This window comes from Streptomyces sp. NPDC110618, assembly GCF_055657065.1.
This window is the reverse complement of sequence record NZ_JBVKBN010000007.1, coordinates 238,590-256,510: the sequence shown is the minus strand read 5'-3', so window position 1 is coordinate 256,510 and position 17,921 is coordinate 238,590. Positions and strand designations below refer to the sequence as shown.

Below are 17,921 nucleotides of genomic sequence, written 5' to 3'. Positions count from 1 at the left end.
CAGGTGCGGCGGCCCATGTTTCACGTGAAACGCCCCGGCTAGCCGGAGAGATCCCCTCCTCCGCCTCCGAAGAACCCTCCGTTGCCGTTCCCATTGCCGCCGTTGTTGTTGCCACCATCGGTGGCTGTGGCCGTGGGCGAGGAGGTCACGCCTCCGTCCGTGCCGCCGTTGTCGTTACCGCCGACGGTCTCGTCATCGTCGTCGTCGCAGCCGAAGAATCCGCACTCCGGCTGGGACTGCGTGGGCTTCGGGTTGCCGGGCGTCCTCGTGGGCGTGGGAGTCGGCGTCGGGGTCGGCTCCTCGGTCTCGGTCTCCGTGGGAGTCGGCGTCGGGGACGGCTCCTCGTTGATGACCTCGCCAATGGGCTCGGGCTCCGGGAAGTCCTTCGCCGGCTGTCCCTTGAGCGCCTTCTCCATGTAGTCGTGCCAGATCTCGGCCGGGAACGAGGCACCGTGGATCGATTCCTGGTCACCCGTGCCGTACATCTCAAGGAACTTGCGGTTCTTGACCTTCTCGTCGTCCGGGTACCGGAACATGCTGACCGCGGTCGACAGCTGCGGGGTGTACCCGACGAACCAGGCCGACTTGTTGCCGTCGGTGGTACCGGTCTTGCCGGCGACTTCCCGGCCGGTCAGCTGGGCGTTGGTACCCGTGCCCTTCTCGACCACGGTCTTCAGCACGTCCGTGACGTTGTCGGCCACCTGCGCGGTGAACGCCTGCTCCGTCTCCACCTCGTGGGTGTAGACCGTGCCGTCCTTGCTCTTGACCTCCTTGACGGAGTACGGCTCACGCTGCTTGCCGCTCGCGGCGAAGGTGGCGTAGGAGCCCGCCATCCGGATCGCGCTGGGCTCGGAGATGCCGATCGAGAAGGAGGGGAAGGTGGTGCCGGTCAGGCTGCTCTCCAGCAGGCCCGCGTCGACGGCCGCCTCCTTCACCTTGTCCAGGCCGACGTCCATGCCGAGCTGCACGAAGGCGGAGTTCGCCGAGAACTGCATCGCGGTGCGCAGGTCGACCATGTACTTCGGCGGGTCTCCCAGCGACTGGTTGCCGTCGTTGGCCTGGAGCCACTCCTTGCCCTTGTCGTCCTGCCAGACGGTCTTGTCGTAGTTCAAGATCTTGAGGTTGTGCTTGCCGCTGTACAGGCTCTTCGGCGACACCTTGGTCCGCTCGTCCTGCGCCTGTGTCGGCTCGCTGTCAGGATCCCTCACGCCCCACTTCATCGCGGCCGCCAGAACGAACGGCTTGAACGTCGAACCGACCTGGGCGCCGGTGACATCGGCGTTGTTGGTGAAGTGCTTGGTCGCGTCCGCGCCACCGTAGATCGCCTTGATGGCACCCGTCGCCGGGTCCACCGAAGCCCCGCCGAACTGGACGTGGGTGTCCGTGTCCGGGCGCTTCTTGGGGTCGATGTTCGCCTTCTCGACCTTCTTCACCGCGGCTTCGAGCGCCTTGACCTTCTTCTTGTCGAAGGTCGTGTAGATCGAGTAGCCGCCCTGCTGGAGATCCTCGGCGGAGATGTTCGTGTTGTTGATGACGTACGCCTTGGCGAGGTCGACGAGGTAACCGACCTGACCGCCCAGGGCGGTGTTGGACCGGGGGTTCTGGGTCTTGGGAAGATCCCGGTACTTCTCCCGGACCTCGGCGCTGAGGTGGCCGTACTCGACCATCTTGTCCAGCGTGTCCTGCATCTGGATCTTGGCACGCTTGGTGTTGGCCTCGGGGGTCGCCGTCTGGTCGATGGAGGTGGCGCCCGCCGGGTCGTAGTAGGTCGCGCCCTTCAGCATGGCCGCGAGGAAGGCGCACTGCCCGGTGTCGAGGTCGATCGCGTCCTTGTTGAAGTAGGCCCGTGAGGCGGCCTGGATGCCGTAGGCGCCGCGGCCGTAGTAGGCGGAGTTCAGGTAACCCGCCATGATCTCGTCCTTGGAGAACTTGGCGCCCACCTTGACCGAGACGAAGATCTCCTGGAACTTGCGGGTGAGGGTCTGCGACTGGTCCTCCAGCATCGCGTTCTTGACGAACTGCTGGGTGATGGTCGAACCGCCCTGCGTCTGGCCGCCGCGCGCCATGTTGAACACCGCGCGCGCGATGCCCTTGGGGTCGATGCCGCTGTCCTCGTAGAAGGTCTTGTTCTCCTGGGAGATGACCGCGTTGCGCATGTCCTCCGGGATCTGGTCCAGGTTCACGATCTGGCGGTTGATCTCGCCACCCGTGGCGACCATCACGGAGCCGTCGGACCAGTAGAAGACGTTGTTCTGCGCCTCCGCGGTGTCCGCGACGTTCGGGACGCCGACCATCGCGTAGCCGATGCCCGCGATGGCCACCAGGCTGCCCATGAAGCTGAGGAAGAGGCCGGAGACCAGCTTCCACGACGGCACCCAGCGCGAGGGGCCCTCCCGGCCCGCGCGCGGATAGTCAATGAACCGCTTCTTGGCGGACACTGCGGCCCGTCCACGGCCCCGGCCGGGACCGCTCGGGCCACGGCCCCGGCCCGGCTCGGGCGCTCTGCGGCGGCCGCCTCCGTTCCGCTGGGCGGCGCGACGGGCTTCGGCGCGCCCTCCCTGGCCGTACGACTCCGACGCATGGGAGCTGGTCCCGTACGAATCGGACAGGGACCCGCGCGGAGCCGCTCTGCGGCCGGAGGACGCGCCGGACTGGCCGCGTCGGGCAGCGGCACGTCCGCCTCCCTGCGGCTGCGGCGGTTTGCGACGGTGCTCGCTCATCGAACGACTACTCCTCGGGCAGGCGCACCCGTGTGACGCGCCTGGAAACGGCGGCAGGTTTCCGGTCCCCCCGAAGTACGGATGCGGACCGTTCCGCATTCACCCGTACTGCACCGGGGACGACGACGCCCCCACACGTCACTTGGTTCCCGGTGGATTGCATGGCGCACAGACTACGCACCGTCAAAACCCGCCGAGCCCTGAAGTTCACCCCAAATCAGGCAACTCGCATCCCGTGAATCAGTGATGTGATCCCGTTCACGATCCTCCCTCTTGTCGCACACGGAAGGCCGTTCTATCGTCGTGATGTATCGAGTCGATACATCAGCGCGAGATAAGGCGAGGAGGCGAGGGGATGAGCCGACGTTCCGGGATCCTTGAGTTCGCCGTCCTCGGTCTGCTCCGCGAGTCTCCAATGCACGGCTACGAGCTGCGCAAACGACTCAATACATCACTGGGTGTGTTCCGGGCGTTCAGCTACGGCACGCTCTATCCCTGCCTCAAGACGCTGGTCGCCAACGGCTGGTTGATCGAAGAGCCGGGGAACGCACCTGAGGACGCCCTCGCAGCGTCCCTCGCCGGCCGCCGCGCCAAGATCGTCTACCGGTTGACGGCGGAAGGTAAGGAGCACTTCGAGGAGCTGCTCTCGCAGACCGGTCCCGACGTGTATGAGGACGAGCACTTCGCCGCCCGGTTCGCCTTCTTCGGGCAGACCTCGCGCGACGTCCGCATGCGCGTGCTGGAGGGCCGCCGCAGCCGCTTGGAGGAGCGGCTGGAGAAGATGCGCGCCTCACTGGCACGCACCAGGGAGCGCCTCGACGACTACACACTTGAGCTCCAGCGCCACGGGATGGAGTCCGTGGAGCGCGAAGTGCGCTGGCTGAACGAGCTCATCGAGAGCGAGCGGGCCGGGAGGGACCTCAAGGGGTCCGCCCCCCGGGGGGCCGCTCAGCAGGACACCACAACTGGAGCGACGGGCGGCCTGCCCCGCGCCGGGGACGAACCCGGCACGGATACGCCCGACGACACCGCCACGTGAGAGCCCACCTGGGCCTCACTCGTACACACAGGGAGCAACCGGAATGGGTTCGGTTCGCGTAGCCATCGTTGGCGTGGGCAACTGCGCCGCGTCGCTGGTGCAGGGCGTCGAGTACTACAAGGACGCCGACCCGGCGTCCAAGGTCCCGGGCCTGATGCACGTGCAGTTCGGCGAGTACCACGTCCGTGACGTGGAGTTCGTCGCCGCGTTCGACGTGGACGCGAAGAAGGTCGGACTCGACCTCGCGGACGCCATCGGCGCCTCCGAGAACAACACCATCAAGATCTGCGACGTGCCCTCCACGGGCGTGACCGTCCAGCGCGGCCACACCCTCGACGGTCTCGGCAAGTACTACCGCGAGACCATCGAGGAGTCCGCCGAGGAGCCGGTCGACATCGTCCAGGTCCTGAAGGACAAGCAGGTCGACGTGCTCGTCTGCTACCTGCCGGTGGGTTCCGAGGACGCGGCGAAGTACTACGCCCAGTGCGCCATCGACGCCAAGGTCGCCTTCGTCAACGCCCTTCCGGTCTTCATCGCCGGCACCAAGGAGTGGGCGGACAAGTTCACCGAGGCGGGCGTGCCGATCGTCGGTGACGACATCAAGTCGCAGGTCGGCGCCACCATCACGCACCGCGTCATGGCGAAGCTCTTCGAGGACCGGGGCGTCATCCTGGACCGCACGATGCAGCTGAACGTCGGCGGCAACATGGACTTCAAGAACATGCTGGAGCGCGAGCGCCTGGAGTCCAAGAAGATCTCCAAGACGCAGGCCGTCACCTCGCAGATCCCCGACCGTGAGCTCGGCGAGAAGAACGTCCACATCGGCCCGTCCGACTACGTGGCCTGGCTCGACGACCGCAAGTGGGCCTACGTCCGCCTTGAGGGCCGCGCGTTCGGTGACGTCCCGCTGAACCTGGAGTACAAGCTGGAGGTCTGGGACTCCCCGAACTCCGCCGGTGTCATCATCGACGCCCTGCGCGCCGCGAAGATCGCCAAGGACCGCGGCATCGGCGGCCCGATCCTCTCCGCGTCCAGCTACTTCATGAAGTCCCCGCCGGTCCAGTACTTCGACGACGAGGCCCGCGAGAACGTCGAGAAGTTCATCAAGGGCGAGGTCGAGCGCTGACGCGCATCGGCTAGTTCTGCTCCTGCCAGAGCCGAGAAGGGTCCCCGGGTCATACGGCCCGGGGACCTTCCCGTATGTGAGGCTGGGCCCCATGTCCGTCGCCCGCGACCTGCGCGTGCTGCTGCGCTTCGTCAACTTCAGGCGTCTGCTCGTACTTCGGCTGCTCTCCCAGGGCGCCGACGGCGTCTATCAGGTCGCGCTCGCCACGTACGTCGTCTTCTCCCCCGAGAAGCAGACCTCGGCCGCCGCGATCGCCTCCGCGATGGCTGTCCTGCTCCTGCCGTACTCCCTCGTCGGCCCGTTCGCCGGAGTCCTCCTGGACCGCTGGGAGCGCCGTCAGGTCTTCCTCTACGGCAGTCTGCTACGCGCCCTGCTCGCCTCCGCGACGGCCGTGCTCATCCTCAGCCCCACCCCGGACTGGCTGTTCTACGCCTCCGCCCTGTGCGTCACCGCCGTCAACCGCTTCATCCTCGCCGGCCTGTCCGCCGCCCTGCCCCGCGTCGTCGACGAGGAGCGCCTGGTGATGGCCAACTCCCTGTCCCCGACGGCCGGCACGCTCGCCGCGACCGCGGGCGGTGGACTCGCCTTCGCCGTACGGCTGCTGGCCTCGGACTCCGACGCCGCCGTCGTCCTGCTCGGCGCCGCCCTGTACCTGTGCGCGGCACTGGCCTCCCTGCGCATGTCACGCGAGCTGCTGGGCCCCGACCGGGAGTTGGTACGGCCTCAACTGCGGGCGGCGATCGCCGGCACTGCGCGGGACCTGGCGGCCGGGCTGCGCCATCTGGCCGCGCCGCCGCGCCGGGAGGCTGCCTGGGCGCTGGCCGCGATGACCCTGATGCGCTTCTGCTACGGCGCCCTGCTGGTCATGCTGCTGATGCTGTGCCGGTACGCCTTCTCCACCACCACGGACGACGGACTCGCCCTGCTGGGGCTGGCGCTGGGCATCTCCGGCGCGGGCTTCTTCGCGGCGGCCGTACTGACGCCGTGGGCGGCACGGGGGCTCGGTCCCGGCCGCTGGATCGTCGTGTGCGCCGGGACGGCGGCGGTCCTGGAGCCCGCGCTGGGGCTGCCGTTCGCGGCCGCTCCCATGCTCGTCGCGGCGTTCGTCCTCGGGCTGACCACCCAGGGCGCGAAGATCGCCACGGACACCATCGTCCAGTCCTCCGTCGACGACGGCTTCCGCGGCCGGGTCTTCTCCCTCTACGACGTTTTGTTCAACGTCGCCTTCGTCGGCGCGGCCGGAGTCGCCGCCCTGATGCTCCCGCCGGACGGCCGCTCGGTGCCACTGGTGGTAACGGTCGCCGTTATCTACGGGGCAGTAGCTGTAGCTATGTTCCGCTTTGAGCGCCGATAAGTGTCACATCAATGCCACAGAGCCCCTCCTGACTATGGGCATGTCAGTGGTGGCCGATAACTTACGTGGGTCTTATGCGCGCTCCGCTCGCGTCACTCACCCATGTTCTTTAGGGGGACCCCCGAAGTGTCCACTCCACCCCAGGGCCAGAACCCGTTCGCTCAGGGCCAGAACCCGTACGGCCAGCAGCCGGGCCAGCTGCCGGTCCCGCAGCAGGGCGCCGCTCCGTACGCCCCGGTCCCGCCGACCCCTCCGGCCCGGCGCGTCAGCAAGAAGGTCCTTCGCATCGTGGCGTTCATCGTCGTCGCGATCCTCATAGCCGTCGGCAAGTGGTACCTGGGGAAGACGGACGCCGAGTCCGCGTCCGTGGGCAGCTGCATGAAGAACGAGGGCACGCAGTTCAGCCCCGACCTCAAGACGGTTGACTGCTCCTCCTCCGAGGCCAAGTACGAGGTTGTCGAGAAGTTCGACAACACCAGTGACGACTCCAAGTGCGAGGCCGTCGCCTCCGCGGAGATCGCCTACTACCAGACGGGTGACGGCCACGACGTCGTCCTCTGCCTGAAGGAAGTCAAGTAACACAGCAGGGGCGGTGTTTCACGTGAAACACCGCCCCTCTGCGTCTTGCCCGGGGTCATGTTTCACGTGAAACATGACCCCGTTTCACATCCTCAGCCCTGCTCCTCCTCGGCCCACCACTCCTTCAGGGCCGCCACCGCAGCGTCGCGTTCCATCGGGCCGTGCTCCAGGCGGAGTTCCAGCATGTGCTTGTAGGCGCGGCCGACGACCGGGCCCGGGCCGACGCCGAGGATCTGCATGATGTCGTTGCCGTCGAGGTCCGGGCGGATGGAGTCCAGCTCCTCCTGCTCCTGGAGCTTGGCGATGCGCTCCTCCAGACCGTCGTACGCCCGTGAGAGCGCCGCAGCCTTGCGCCGGTTGCGGGTCGTGCAGTCGGAGCGGGTCAGCTTGTGCAGGCGGCCGAGCAGCGGCCCCGCGTCCCGGACATAGCGGCGGACCGCGGAGTCCGTCCACTCGCCCGTGCCGTAGCCGTGGAAACGCAGGTGGAGCTCGACGAGCCGGGAGACGTCCTTCACCAGCTCGTTGGAGTACTTCAGCGCGGTCATCCGCTTCTTGGTCATCTTCGCGCCGACCACCTCGTGGTGGTGGAACGAGACCCGCCCGTCCTTCTCGAAGCGCCGGGTGCGCGGCTTGCCGATGTCGTGCAGCAGCGCGGCCAGGCGGAGCGTCAGGTCGGGGCCGTCCTCCTCCAGCGCGATCGCCTGCTCCAGGACGATCAGCGTGTGCTCGTAGACGTCCTTGTGCCGGTGGTGCTCGTCGCTCTCCAGCCGCAGGGCCGGCAGCTCGGGCAGCACCCGGTCGGCGAGCCCGGTGTCGACGAGCAGCGTCAGGCCCTTGCGGGGGTTGTCGGACAGGATCAGCTTGTTCAGCTCGTCCCGGACCCGCTCCGCCGAGACGATCTCAATGCGCTCGGCCATCGCCTTCATGGCGGCGACCACCTCGGGCGCCACCTCGAAGTCGAGCTGCGCCGCGAACCGCGCCGCCCGCATCATCCGCAGCGGATCGTCGGAGAAGGACGCCTCGGGGGTGCCCGGCGTGCGCAGCACGCGTGCCGCGAGGTCTTCGAGCCCTCCGTGCGGGTCGATGAACTCCTTCTCGGGCAGCGCGACGGCCATCGCGTTCACCGTGAAGTCCCGGCGGACGAGGTCCTCCTCGATGGAGTCGCCGTAGGACACCTCGGGCTTGCGGGAGGTACGGTCGTACGCCTCCGACCGGTAGGTCGTGACCTCGATCTGGTAGCCGTCCTTCTGCGCACCTACGGTGCCGAAGGCGATCCCGACCTCCCAGACCGCGTCCGCCCACGGGCGCACGATCTTCAAAACGTCCTCGGGACGGGCATCCGTGGTGAAGTCCAGATCGTTGCCGAGCCGGCCGAGCAACGCGTCCCGGACCGACCCGCCGACCAGGGCGAGTGAGAACCCGGCCTCCTTGAAGCGGCGGGCGAGGTCGTCGGCGACAGGCGCGACCCGCAGCAGCTCGCTCACCGCGCGGTGCTGCACCTGGCTCAGGACACTGAGGTTGTCTTCGTTGGCGTTCGGCACAACAAAACAGGGTACGTGCCGGGAACGGCCCTCAGCGCCTCCATTAAACGCGCACAGATCCGCTCCACTTCATACGGGCACATACAGGACAGCCCGGCCCTGTGAGCGATCTTGTGGCGCAGACCGCGGCACTTCCCCTCAGCGCGCATCGTTACCATGCGTGGACGCACATTCCGACGACCACTGACGACGACGAGGGACGGGCGAGCGCGTGGCCGAGGCGGCAGACTTCCAGGGGACCAGTCCCTCACCTGCCCGCCGGTGGCTGCGGCGCACCGGGGCGCTGCTCGCCGGTGCGCCCCTGCTGGCGGGGCTGCTTCAGCTGCCCGCGGCCGCCCCGGCCCAGGCCGCCGACATCGACGAGACGGTCGCCGTGTCCGTGGACCACCTCACACCGAGCGTGGCGACGGACGACGACACCCTGACCGTGACCGGCACGGTGACCAACAAGAGCAAGCAGGCCGTCACCGACGCCCAGGTGGACCTGCGCATCGGCCAGGAGCTGATCACCCGCTCCGGGATCGACACCGCCGCCAAGGCCACCGGCTACCAGCCCGGCACCGACGGGCTGCCGCTCGGCGGGAAGTACGTCGAGACGTTCGACAAGCTCACTCCGGGCGTCTCGCAGCCCTTCACCATCTCCGTCCCGGTGGACGAGCTGGATCTGGACGGGAACGGCATCTACCAGCTCGCGGTCTCCCTGACCGGAGAGACGGCCGCCCAGGGCTGGCCGCAGGTGCTCGGCGTCCAGCGCACCTTCCTGCCGTACCAGTCCGACGAGGCGGACACCAAGACCCGGACGACCGTGCTGTGGCCGCTGATCTCCACCGCCCACATGACGGCGGAGACGGGTTCCAACGAGGCTCAGACCCCTGTCTTCCGCAACAACGACCTGATCCACGAGATCAGCCCCGGCGGACGGCTGGAGCGACTGGTCACCCTGGGTGAGGACCTCGATGTGACCTGGGTCGTCGACCCGGACCTGCTGGCCTCGGTCGACGCCATGACCGACAGCTACCAGATCCGCAGCGAGGACGGCGAGACCACCACCCCCAGCACCCGCGCCGACCAGGAGATCGCCAAGCAGTGGCTGGCCGAGCTCCAGGACGCGGTGGCGGGCGACGAGGTCGTCGCGCTGCCCTTCGCAGACCCCGACCTGGCCTCCCTCGCCCACAACGGCACGGCCGTCACCGGCTCGCTCGGCCACCTCAAGGAGGCGACCGACGTCGCCCGCGACACGGTCGAGTCGATCCTGCACGTGGAGCCGACCACCGACTTCGCCTGGCCGGTCGAGGGCGCTGTGGACCCCTCGATCGTCAAGGTCGCCACCTCCGCCGGGGCGGACAAGGTCATCGCGCGCAGCGACAGCCTGGAGGAGACCGCGGGGCTCACCTACACGCCCTCCGCGGCCCGCCCGATCGGCGGCGGCACCACGGCGGTGGTGGCCGACGCACGGCTGTCCACGGCCTTCCAGGGCGACATGGCCCGCGCCTCCGACTCGACCCTCGCCGTCCAGCGGTTCCTGGCCCAGAGCCTGGCCCTGAACCTCCAGACGGACGACCAGCGCACCATCCTCGTCGCCCCGCAGCGCATGCCCACGGCCAGCCAGGCCGGTGCCCTCGCGGCGGCGGTCACCGCCCTGCAGAACGGCGGCTGGACCCAGTTCCAGGACCTCACGACGACCGCTGCGGCCAAGCCCGACCCCGGCGCCACCACCAAGGTCCCGGCGAAGTCGGCGTACCCCAAGAAGCTGCGCAAGCAGGAGCTCCAGCGGTCCGCCTTCGAGCAGATCGCGGCCACCCAGCGCAAGCTCGACAAGTTCAAGGTCATCCTCAGCGACGAGTCACGGGTCGTGACGCCGTTCGGCCGGGCCATGAACCGCGCGATGTCCACGTCGTGGCGCGGCCGGGCCACCGAGGCGGCCGTGTACCGCAATGACGTGGAGACCTACCTCGACTCCCTGGCCGACCAGGTCTCCCTGATCGAGAAGTCCGAGACCAAGCTCTCCGGGCGCAGCGCCACGATCCCGGTGACCGTGCAGAACAACCTGGTGCAGGGCGTCGACAACCTGGTGCTGCGGCTCACCTCGACCAGCCCGCGGCGCCTGAAGATCGACGGCGCCGCCTACGACGAGCAGCCGGTCACGGTCAACGGCGGCCACAGCCAGACGGTGAAGTTCACCACGTCCGCCGAGGCCAACGGCCAGGCCGAGGTGATCGCGCAGCTCTACACGAAGGACGGGCAGAAGTACGGCCCTCCGGTACGGTTCGACGTCAAGGTGACCGAGTTCACCGCCACGGTCATGCTGGTCATCGGCGGCGGCTTCCTGCTGCTGGTCCTCGCGGGCTTCCGGATGTACACCCAGCGCAAGCGCGCCGCGCGGCAGGCCGAGGAGGCCGGTCCCGAGAACGGCTCCGAGACGGGCCCCGAGGCCGCCGAGCAGGCCGTGGACGACCCCGGGAACCCCGAGGGGCCCGACGAGCGTCCCGAACAGGAGTCCGGCGCGGATGCCGGGGCAGGCGACCCGGAGCAGCCGAGTGACCCGACCCCGGACACCCCAGCGGAAAGCGCCGACCCGTCCGGGACGGGTGAGAGAGTGGACCGTTGAGGATGTCGTGGCCGGTGGGCCCGGGACGATGAGGGTGGGTAACCATGAACGCGCCGTACGACGGTGACCGCGGCCAGGCCGCCGCGGGCAGCTCGGGGTACCCCGAGGGCCCGCCGCCCGAGCACGGCCAGGTACCGCCGCAGCCTCCCGCGGACATGTACCTCCAGGACGCCTACGACCAGGACCCCTACCGGGACCAGGACCTCTCCGCCCAGGACCCGGTCGCCGAGGCGCTCTACGACCGTGCCGCGCACCCCCCGCCGCCGCCCGGCACCTACCCCCCGCAGCAGCCGCTGTACGCCCAGCCCCAGCAGTCGCCGTACGCGCCCGACCCGAATGTGTGGGCCCAGACCCCGGCGCCCGAGCCGGACGGCGCGACCCAGTACCTGCCCTACGGCGACGACCCGCGCACCACTCAGTACGTGGGCGTCGACGACCTGGTCACCCACTCCGCCGAGGAGCGCCACGAGCCGGACGCCTTCGCGCACCTGTTCAGGGACCAGCAGCAGGGTGGCGCCCGTCCGGCGCAGGAGAGCGCGCCCGTCCCCGGCCCGGCCGGGGAGCCCGCCCGCTACCCGCAGCAGCCGCAGCAGCAGTCCGCCCCGCCCGCCGACGCGACCATGAACCTCGGCACCGCGCCCGTGCCGCCCCCGGCCGCGCCGACGCCCGCCGCGAAGAAGGGCGGCAAGGCGGCGGGTCTGCTGAAGTCGAGCGCGGTGATGGCCGCGGGCACGATGGTGTCCCGGCTCACCGGGTTCATCCGCTCCGCGCTGATCGTGTCCGCCCTCGGTGTGGGCCTGCTCGGTGACACCTTCCAGGTCGCCTACCAGCTGCCGACCATGATCTACATCCTGACCGTCGGCGGCGGTCTGAACTCCGTCTTCGTTCCGCAGCTCGTGCGCGCGATGAAGGACGACGAGGACGGCGGCGAGGCCTATGCCAACCGTCTGCTGACGCTGGTGATGGTCGCCCTCGGCGGGCTCACCGTGCTCTCCATGTTCGCCGCACCGCTGCTGGTCCGCATGTTGTCGGACTCGGTGGCGAGCAACCCGGCGGCCAACGAGGTCGGCGTCACCTTCGTCCGGTACTTCCTGCCCACCATCTTCTTCATGGGCATCCACGTGGTGATGGGTCAGATCCTCAACGCGCGGGGTTCGTTCGGCCCCATGATGTGGACCCCGGTCCTCAACAACATCGTCATCATCGTCACCCTCGGCACGTTCATCTGGGTCTACGGCAGCGCCGCCGAGTCCGGCATGACGGTCACCAACATTCCGCCGGAGGGCGAGCGGCTGCTCGGGATCGGCGTCCTGCTCGGCCTGGTCGTGCAGTCCCTGGCGATGATCCCGTACCTGCGCGAGACCGGCTTCAAGCTGCGGCTGCGCTTCGACTGGAAGGGCCACGGGCTCGGCAAGGCGGTCACCCTCGCCAAGTGGACCGTGCTGTTCGTCCTCGCCAACCAGGCCGGCGCGATCGTCGTCTCCCAGCTCTCCACCGCGGCGGGCGAGGAATCCCCCGTCGACGGCACGGGCTTCGCGGCCTACGCCAACGCCCAGCTGATCTGGGGCCTGCCCCAGGCGATCATCACGGTCTCCCTGATGGCCGCCCTGCTGCCCCGGCTGTCCCGCTCGGCCGCCGAGGAGGACTCCGGCGCCGTACGCGACGACATCTCGCAGGGCCTGCGCACCACGGCCGTCGCGATCGTGCCGATCGCCTTCGGCTTCCTCGCCCTCGGCATCCCGATGTGCACGCTGATCTTCGGCTCCTCGGGCACCAGCGAGGCCACCAACATGGGCTTGATGCTGATGGCCTTCGGCCTCGGCCTGATCCCGTACTCCGTGCAGTACGTCGTCCTCCGTGCCTTCTATGCGTACGAGGACACCCGAACGCCCTTCTACAACACGGTCATCGTGGCCGCGGTCAACGCCGCCGCCTCCGCCGCCTGCTTCTTCGTGCTCCCCTCGCGCTGGGCCGTGGTCGGCATGGCCGCCTCCTACGGCCTCGCCTACGCGATCGGTGTGGGCGTCGCCTGGAGCAGGCTGCGCAAGCGACTGGGCGGCGACCTGGACGGTGCCCGCGTGATGCGGACGTACGCGAGGCTGTGCATCGCCTCGATCCCGGCGGCACTGCTGAGCGGAGCCGTCTGCTACGGCGTCGCCAAGACCCTCGGTCAGGGTGTGGTCGGCTCGCTGTCCGCCCTCGTCTTCGGTGGTGCCGTGCTGCTCGGGATCTTCTTCGTGGCCGCTCGCAGAATGCGGATCGAGGAGCTGAACTCCCTGGTAGGCATGGTCCGTGGGCGTCTGGGCCGCTGAGCCCGGGGTACTCGCACAACCATCGATCGCCACCGTGTGTCGTGCATAGCGGCGGACTGTGGGCACAATTGGTTTCGGCGTCTCGGAGCGCGCAACGGATGGGGAGGCAGGAGCGACGGTGGCGGAACGGAGCACGGCTGCCGTCGACGTGGCAGACAACAGCGGTGACGAGCCGCTGACCGCACAGGCGGACCAGTCCACGGCCGACGGGGTGGCCCAGAATCGGGAGCGGGACACGGACACCGACGAGGCACAGGGGAGTGGCGGGACCGAAGGTTCCGAAAAGACCTCACCACCCGAACTGCACAGCGGTCACAAGCTCGCCAGGCGGTACCGCCTGGAGGAGTGCGTCACCCGTCTGGACGGCTTCAGCAGCTGGCGTGCGGTCGACGAGAAGCTGCGGCGTGCCGTCGGCGTTCACATCCTGCCCGCGGATCACGCGCGGGCGCGCTCCGTCCTGGCCGCGGCCAGGTCCTCCGCCCTGCTCGGCGACCCCCGCTTCGTCCAGGTGCTCGACGCCGTCGAGGAGAACGACCTCGTCTATGTCGTGCACGAATGGCTGCCCGACGCCACCGAGCTGACCACCCTGCTCTCCGCCGGCCCGCTGGAGCCGTACGACGCCTACCAGATGGTGTCCCAGATCGCCGCCGCCATGGCCGCAGCGCACCGGGAGGGCCTGGCGCATCTGCGGCTGAACCCCAACGCCGTGCTGCGCACCTCGACCGGGCAGTGGCGTATTCGTGGACTCGCCGTCAACGCCGCGCTGCGCGGCATCAGTTCGGACACCCCGCAGCGCACCGACACGGAGTCCATCGGCGCCCTGCTGTACGCGGCGCTCACCCAGCGCTGGCCGTACGAGAACGACGCCTACGGCCTGTCCGGGCTGCCCAAGGACATCGGTCTGATCGCACCCGACCAGGTACGGGCGGGCGTCCACCGCGGTCTGTCCGAGCTGTCGATGCGGGCGCTCGCCAACGACGGGGCGACGGCCTCACGCCACGAGTCCGCCTGCACCACTCCGGAGGAGCTGGTGAAGGCGATCAGCGAGATGCCCCGCATCCGCCCGCCGGAGCCGGCGTTCACCCCGCCCCCCGAGTACCAGCGGACCACGTACCAGCAGGGCACATACGGCCGCCCGTCCCCGCACCCGGGCGCCACCCAGCCGACCCCCACCCCGCCGCCCCCGCTGCAGAGCCGCACCGGCAAGGCCCTGAAGTGGGCTGTCTCGGCCCTCCTCATCGCCGCCCTGGGTCTGGGCAGCTGGCAGCTCGCGGACGCCCTGATGGACCGCGGCGGCAAGGGCGACGACACCAACCAGACGCAGACGACGGACGACGGCGACAAGAGCCCGAAGAAGCCCGCTGCGGGCAAGCCGATCGCGATCCAGGACGCCCACGACTTCGACCCGTTCGGCGGAGACAAGTCGGAGTACCCGGCGAACGTGCCGAAGGCCTTCGACAACGACCCGCAGTCGTACTGGGAGACCAGCTACTACGAGGGCGCCGAGTTCGGAAACCTGAAGCCGGGCGTCGGTGTCGTCCTCGACCTCGGCAAGGCTCAGAAGGTCGGCAAGGTCACGGTCAGCTTCATGGGCGAGACGTCCGTCGAACTGCTCACGGCGTCCGGTGACTCGGGCACGATGCCCACGTCGTTCGAGAGCTACAGCAAGGTCGCCGCGGGTTCGGGCACCACGGTGACGCTCAAGCCGAAGGAGAGCGTGAACTCCCGTTACCTGCTGGTGTGGCTGACCAAGCTGCCGATACAGGCTGACGACGGCAAGTGGCGCGGAAGGGTCATGGACATCAAGGTGACCAGCTGACCGGGTCGGGGGATGGTGTGGAGAGCGGATCGAGCCGAGCCGATCTTTCGGACGCCGATCTTCTGGCGCGCCATGTCTCGGGTGACAAGGACGCCTTCGGGGAGCTCGTGCGTCGGCACCGTGACCGCCTGTGGGCCGTCGCCCTGCGCACCCTGGGGGACCGCGAGGAGGCCGCGGACGCCGTTCAGGACGCGCTGGTCTCCGCCTACCGCGCCGCCCACACCTTCCGCGGGCAGTCGGCCGTCACGACCTGGCTGCACCGGATCACGGTGAACGCCTGTCTCGACCGCGCCCGGAAAGCGGCCTCCAGGAAGACCTCCCCCGTCGATGACACCGAGCGCCTGGAGCAGCTCCTGGAGCCGCACGAGTCGGCCGCGGCACCCGCCGAGCGCAACGATGTGCACCGGCAGCTCCTGGAAGCCCTGGGCACCCTTCCCGCCGATCAGCGCGCGGCCCTCGTCCTCGTCGACATGCAGGGCTACCCCGTCGCCGAGGCCGCCCGAATCCTCGACGTGCCCACCGGCACGGTCAAGAGCCGGTGTGCCCGGGGCCGGGCCAGACTGCTGCCGCTCCTCACCCATCTGCGGCCGGAAAACGCCGGTAGCGGCAAAGAGGCGGACGGGGGACGGAACCGCGGGGAGGGTACATCCGTCCCACCGGCAGCGGGACCGCGTGCCACGGGGTCGCAGACCGCGGGGCCGGACGACACCGGGCCGAGTGATTCAGCTGCTGTGAAGGGCGGAGGTGGGCGAGCGTGACGTCGACGGACATGGCCGGGCATCCGGAAGTCACCGAGCTCTCCGACCTCGCCGAGGGCCTGCTGCCCGCCTCCCGCAGCGCGGACGTACGCCGGCACCTGGACTCGTGCGAGCTGTGCGCGGACGTCTACGCCTCCCTGGGCGAGATCCGCGACCTGCTCGGCACCCTGCCGGGCCCGGCGCGGATGCCCGATGACGTCGCGGGCAGGATCGACGCCGCGCTCGCCGCGGAGGCACTGCTGAACTCCACGGCCCCCGAGGAAACAGTGAGCGCGGTCGCCGAGAACGAGGCGCGTGTTTCACGTGAAACATCGGTCGCCGCCGACCGCCCCGCCGGTCACGCCCGTACCTCCACTACCGGCCCCGGCCGCAGGAACCGCCGGCACGGTGGACGCCGTCGCGTCGCCGTCCTCGGCACCGTCTTCACGGTGGCCGCCCTGGGGCTCGGCTCCGTCCTGCTCACCTCCCTCGGGGACGACTCCGGAGGCCCTGACGGCGACAGCGAGGTGACGACCCAGGCCGGGGACACCTTCGCCGCGAGCACCCTGAAGCAGCACGTCTCCGATCTTCTCGCCCAAAAGAGCAGTGAAGGCGGACGCTCCCCGCGCAGCACCACGGGGATGGAGTCCGCTCCGGACTCTCGGGGGCCCAGGATCTTCAACCAGCCGACGGACGTGCCGGGCTGCGTCCAGGAAGGCATCGGTCGTGACGAGACCGCCCTCGCCACCGAGGAGGGCGTCTACCAGGGCACCCGGGCGATGCTCGTTGTGCTGACCGACCCGGCCGACACCAGCAAGGTCACCGCCTACATCGTCGACGCGACCTGCGTGACTGACCCGTCCGTGGGCAAGGCCGAGGTGCTGTTGACCCACACCTATCCGCGGGCCTCCTGAACACCTCTCTCACTGTGCGGACGCGTCTCCTCCGCCCGCCGTGGAAAGCGCTACGGTGGCGCCCCGCCGTGTGCCCGGACACAGCGGGAATGCACGCCCCTTAGGATCCGTTGGGTGGGGTGAGAGTTCTGAGAGGGGCTCCCGCCGGACCTATGACGCAGTCCAGAGACGAGGAATCAAGCCGTGAGCGACGTCCGTAACGTGATCATCATCGGCTCCGGGCCCGCCGGCTACACGGCGGCGCTGTACACCGCACGCGCGTCGCTGAAGCCGCTGGTGTTCGAGGGAGCTGTCACCGCCGGTGGCGCGCTGATGAACACCACCGAGGTCGAGAACTTCCCCGGCTTCCAGGACGGCATCATGGGCCCCGAGCTCATGGACAACATGCGCGGGCAGGCCGAGCGTTTCGGCGCCGAGCTCGTCCCGGACGACATCGTCTCCGTCGACCTCACCGGTGAGATCAAGACCGTCACCGACACCGCGGGCACCGTCCACCGCGCGAAGGCCATCATCGTCGCCACCGGCTCCCAGCACCGCAAGCTCGGGCTGCCGAACGAGGACGCCCTGTCCGGCCGCGGTGTCTCCTGGTGCGCCACCTGTGACGGCTTCTTCTTCAAGGACCAGGACATCGCCGTGATCGGCGGCGGCGACACCGCGATGGAGGAGGCCACCTTCCTCTCGCGTTTCGCCAAGTCCGTGACCGTCGTCCACCGCCGCGACTCCCTGCGCGCCTCCAAGGCGATGCAGGACCGTGCCTTCGCCGACCCGAAGATCAAGTTCGTGTGGGACAGCGAGGTCGCCGAGGTCCAGGGCGACCAGAAGCTCGCGGGCCTGAAGCTGCGCAACGTGAAGACCGGTGAGCTCTCCGACCTCGCGGTCACCGGCCTGTTCATCGCGATCGGCCATGACCCGCGCACCGAGCTCTTCAAGGGTCAGCTGGACCTGGACGAGGAGGGCTACCTCAAGGTCGCCGCGCCCTCCACCCGTACGAACGTCCCCGGCGTCTTCGCCGCCGGTGATGTCGTCGACCACACCTACCGTCAGGCCATCACCGCGGCCGGCACCGGCTGCTCCGCCGCTCTCGACGCCGAGCGTTTCCTCGCCGCTCTCGCCGACGGTGAGCAGACGGTGGAGCCCGAAAAGACGACCGTCTGACACCCCACCCGCCCCAC

Annotated in this window: 12 protein-coding genes; 10 read left to right on the top strand and 2 right to left on the bottom strand. The window is 69.2% G+C overall.

Features of this window, described 5'->3' with window-relative positions:
• Positions 1-38 precede the first annotated feature (38 nt).
• A complete protein-coding gene (locus ACZ7L7_RS16245) occupies positions 39-2,720 on the bottom strand; it encodes a transglycosylase domain-containing protein (protein WP_285514450.1) in 2,682 nt (893 codons plus the stop codon).
• Positions 2,721-3,075: 355 nt separating this feature from the next.
• On the opposite strand from ACZ7L7_RS16245, the gene ACZ7L7_RS16240 reads away from it, so the two are divergent.
• From ACZ7L7_RS16240 to ACZ7L7_RS16225, 4 genes are all read left to right on the top strand, one after another.
• A complete protein-coding gene (locus ACZ7L7_RS16240) occupies positions 3,076-3,759 on the top strand; it encodes a PadR family transcriptional regulator (RefSeq protein ID WP_285514449.1) in 684 nt (227 codons plus the stop codon).
• Positions 3,760-3,802: 43 nt separating this feature from the next.
• Complete coding sequence (locus ACZ7L7_RS16235; RefSeq protein WP_285514448.1) at positions 3,803-4,885, top strand: inositol-3-phosphate synthase; 1,083 nt, start codon at positions 3,803-3,805, stop codon at positions 4,883-4,885.
• Between the two features lie 91 nt (positions 4,886-4,976).
• Positions 4,977-6,239 (top strand): MFS transporter, encoded by a 1,263-nt coding sequence (locus ACZ7L7_RS16230; protein WP_285514447.1) that lies wholly within the window; start codon positions 4,977-4,979, stop codon positions 6,237-6,239.
• 126 nt (positions 6,240-6,365) lie between these two features.
• Positions 6,366-6,818 carry an LppU/SCO3897 family protein gene (locus ACZ7L7_RS16225; protein ID WP_285514446.1) on the top strand — a complete coding sequence of 151 codons (453 nt, stop codon included), beginning with the start codon at positions 6,366-6,368 and terminating at the stop codon, positions 6,816-6,818.
• Between the two features lie 92 nt (positions 6,819-6,910).
• Here the strand turns inward: ACZ7L7_RS16225 and ACZ7L7_RS16220 are convergent, their stop codons facing one another.
• The gene (locus ACZ7L7_RS16220; RefSeq protein WP_471431476.1) at positions 6,911-8,359 is read right to left on the bottom strand and encodes a CCA tRNA nucleotidyltransferase; all 1,449 of its coding nucleotides are present in this window, start codon (positions 8,357-8,359) and stop codon (positions 6,911-6,913) included.
• Between the two features lie 211 nt (positions 8,360-8,570).
• Here ACZ7L7_RS16220 and ACZ7L7_RS16215 point away from each other — a divergent pair, with 211 nt between their 5' ends.
• The 6 genes from ACZ7L7_RS16215 to trxB all read left to right on the top strand — a co-directional run bounded on the left by ACZ7L7_RS16215 (position 8,571) and on the right by trxB (position 17,904).
• Positions 8,571-10,967 carry a DUF6049 family protein gene (locus tag ACZ7L7_RS16215; RefSeq protein WP_453599990.1) on the top strand — a complete coding sequence of 799 codons (2,397 nt, stop codon included), beginning with the start codon at positions 8,571-8,573 and terminating at the stop codon, positions 10,965-10,967.
• A gap of 44 nt (positions 10,968-11,011) precedes the next feature.
• Positions 11,012-13,279, top strand: coding sequence for a murein biosynthesis integral membrane protein MurJ (gene murJ / locus ACZ7L7_RS16210; protein ID WP_471592637.1), 2,268 nt, complete (start codon positions 11,012-11,014; stop codon positions 13,277-13,279).
• A 118-nt stretch (positions 13,280-13,397) separates the two neighbouring features.
• A complete protein-coding gene (locus ACZ7L7_RS16205) occupies positions 13,398-15,098 on the top strand; it encodes a protein kinase family protein (protein ID WP_472076168.1) in 1,701 nt (566 codons plus the stop codon).
• Between the two features lie 17 nt (positions 15,099-15,115).
• Positions 15,116-15,856, top strand: coding sequence for an RNA polymerase sigma factor SigM (sigM, locus tag ACZ7L7_RS16200; RefSeq protein WP_285514441.1), 741 nt, complete (start codon positions 15,116-15,118; stop codon positions 15,854-15,856).
• 11 nt (positions 15,857-15,867) lie between these two features.
• Positions 15,868-16,749 carry an anti-sigma factor family protein gene (locus ACZ7L7_RS16195; RefSeq protein ID WP_285514515.1) on the top strand — a complete coding sequence of 294 codons (882 nt, stop codon included), beginning with the start codon at positions 15,868-15,870 and terminating at the stop codon, positions 16,747-16,749.
• Positions 16,750-16,932: 183 nt separating this feature from the next.
• Complete coding sequence (gene trxB / locus ACZ7L7_RS16190) at positions 16,933-17,904, top strand: thioredoxin-disulfide reductase (protein ID WP_471431471.1); 972 nt, start codon at positions 16,933-16,935, stop codon at positions 17,902-17,904.
• Positions 17,905-17,921 lie beyond the last annotated feature (17 nt).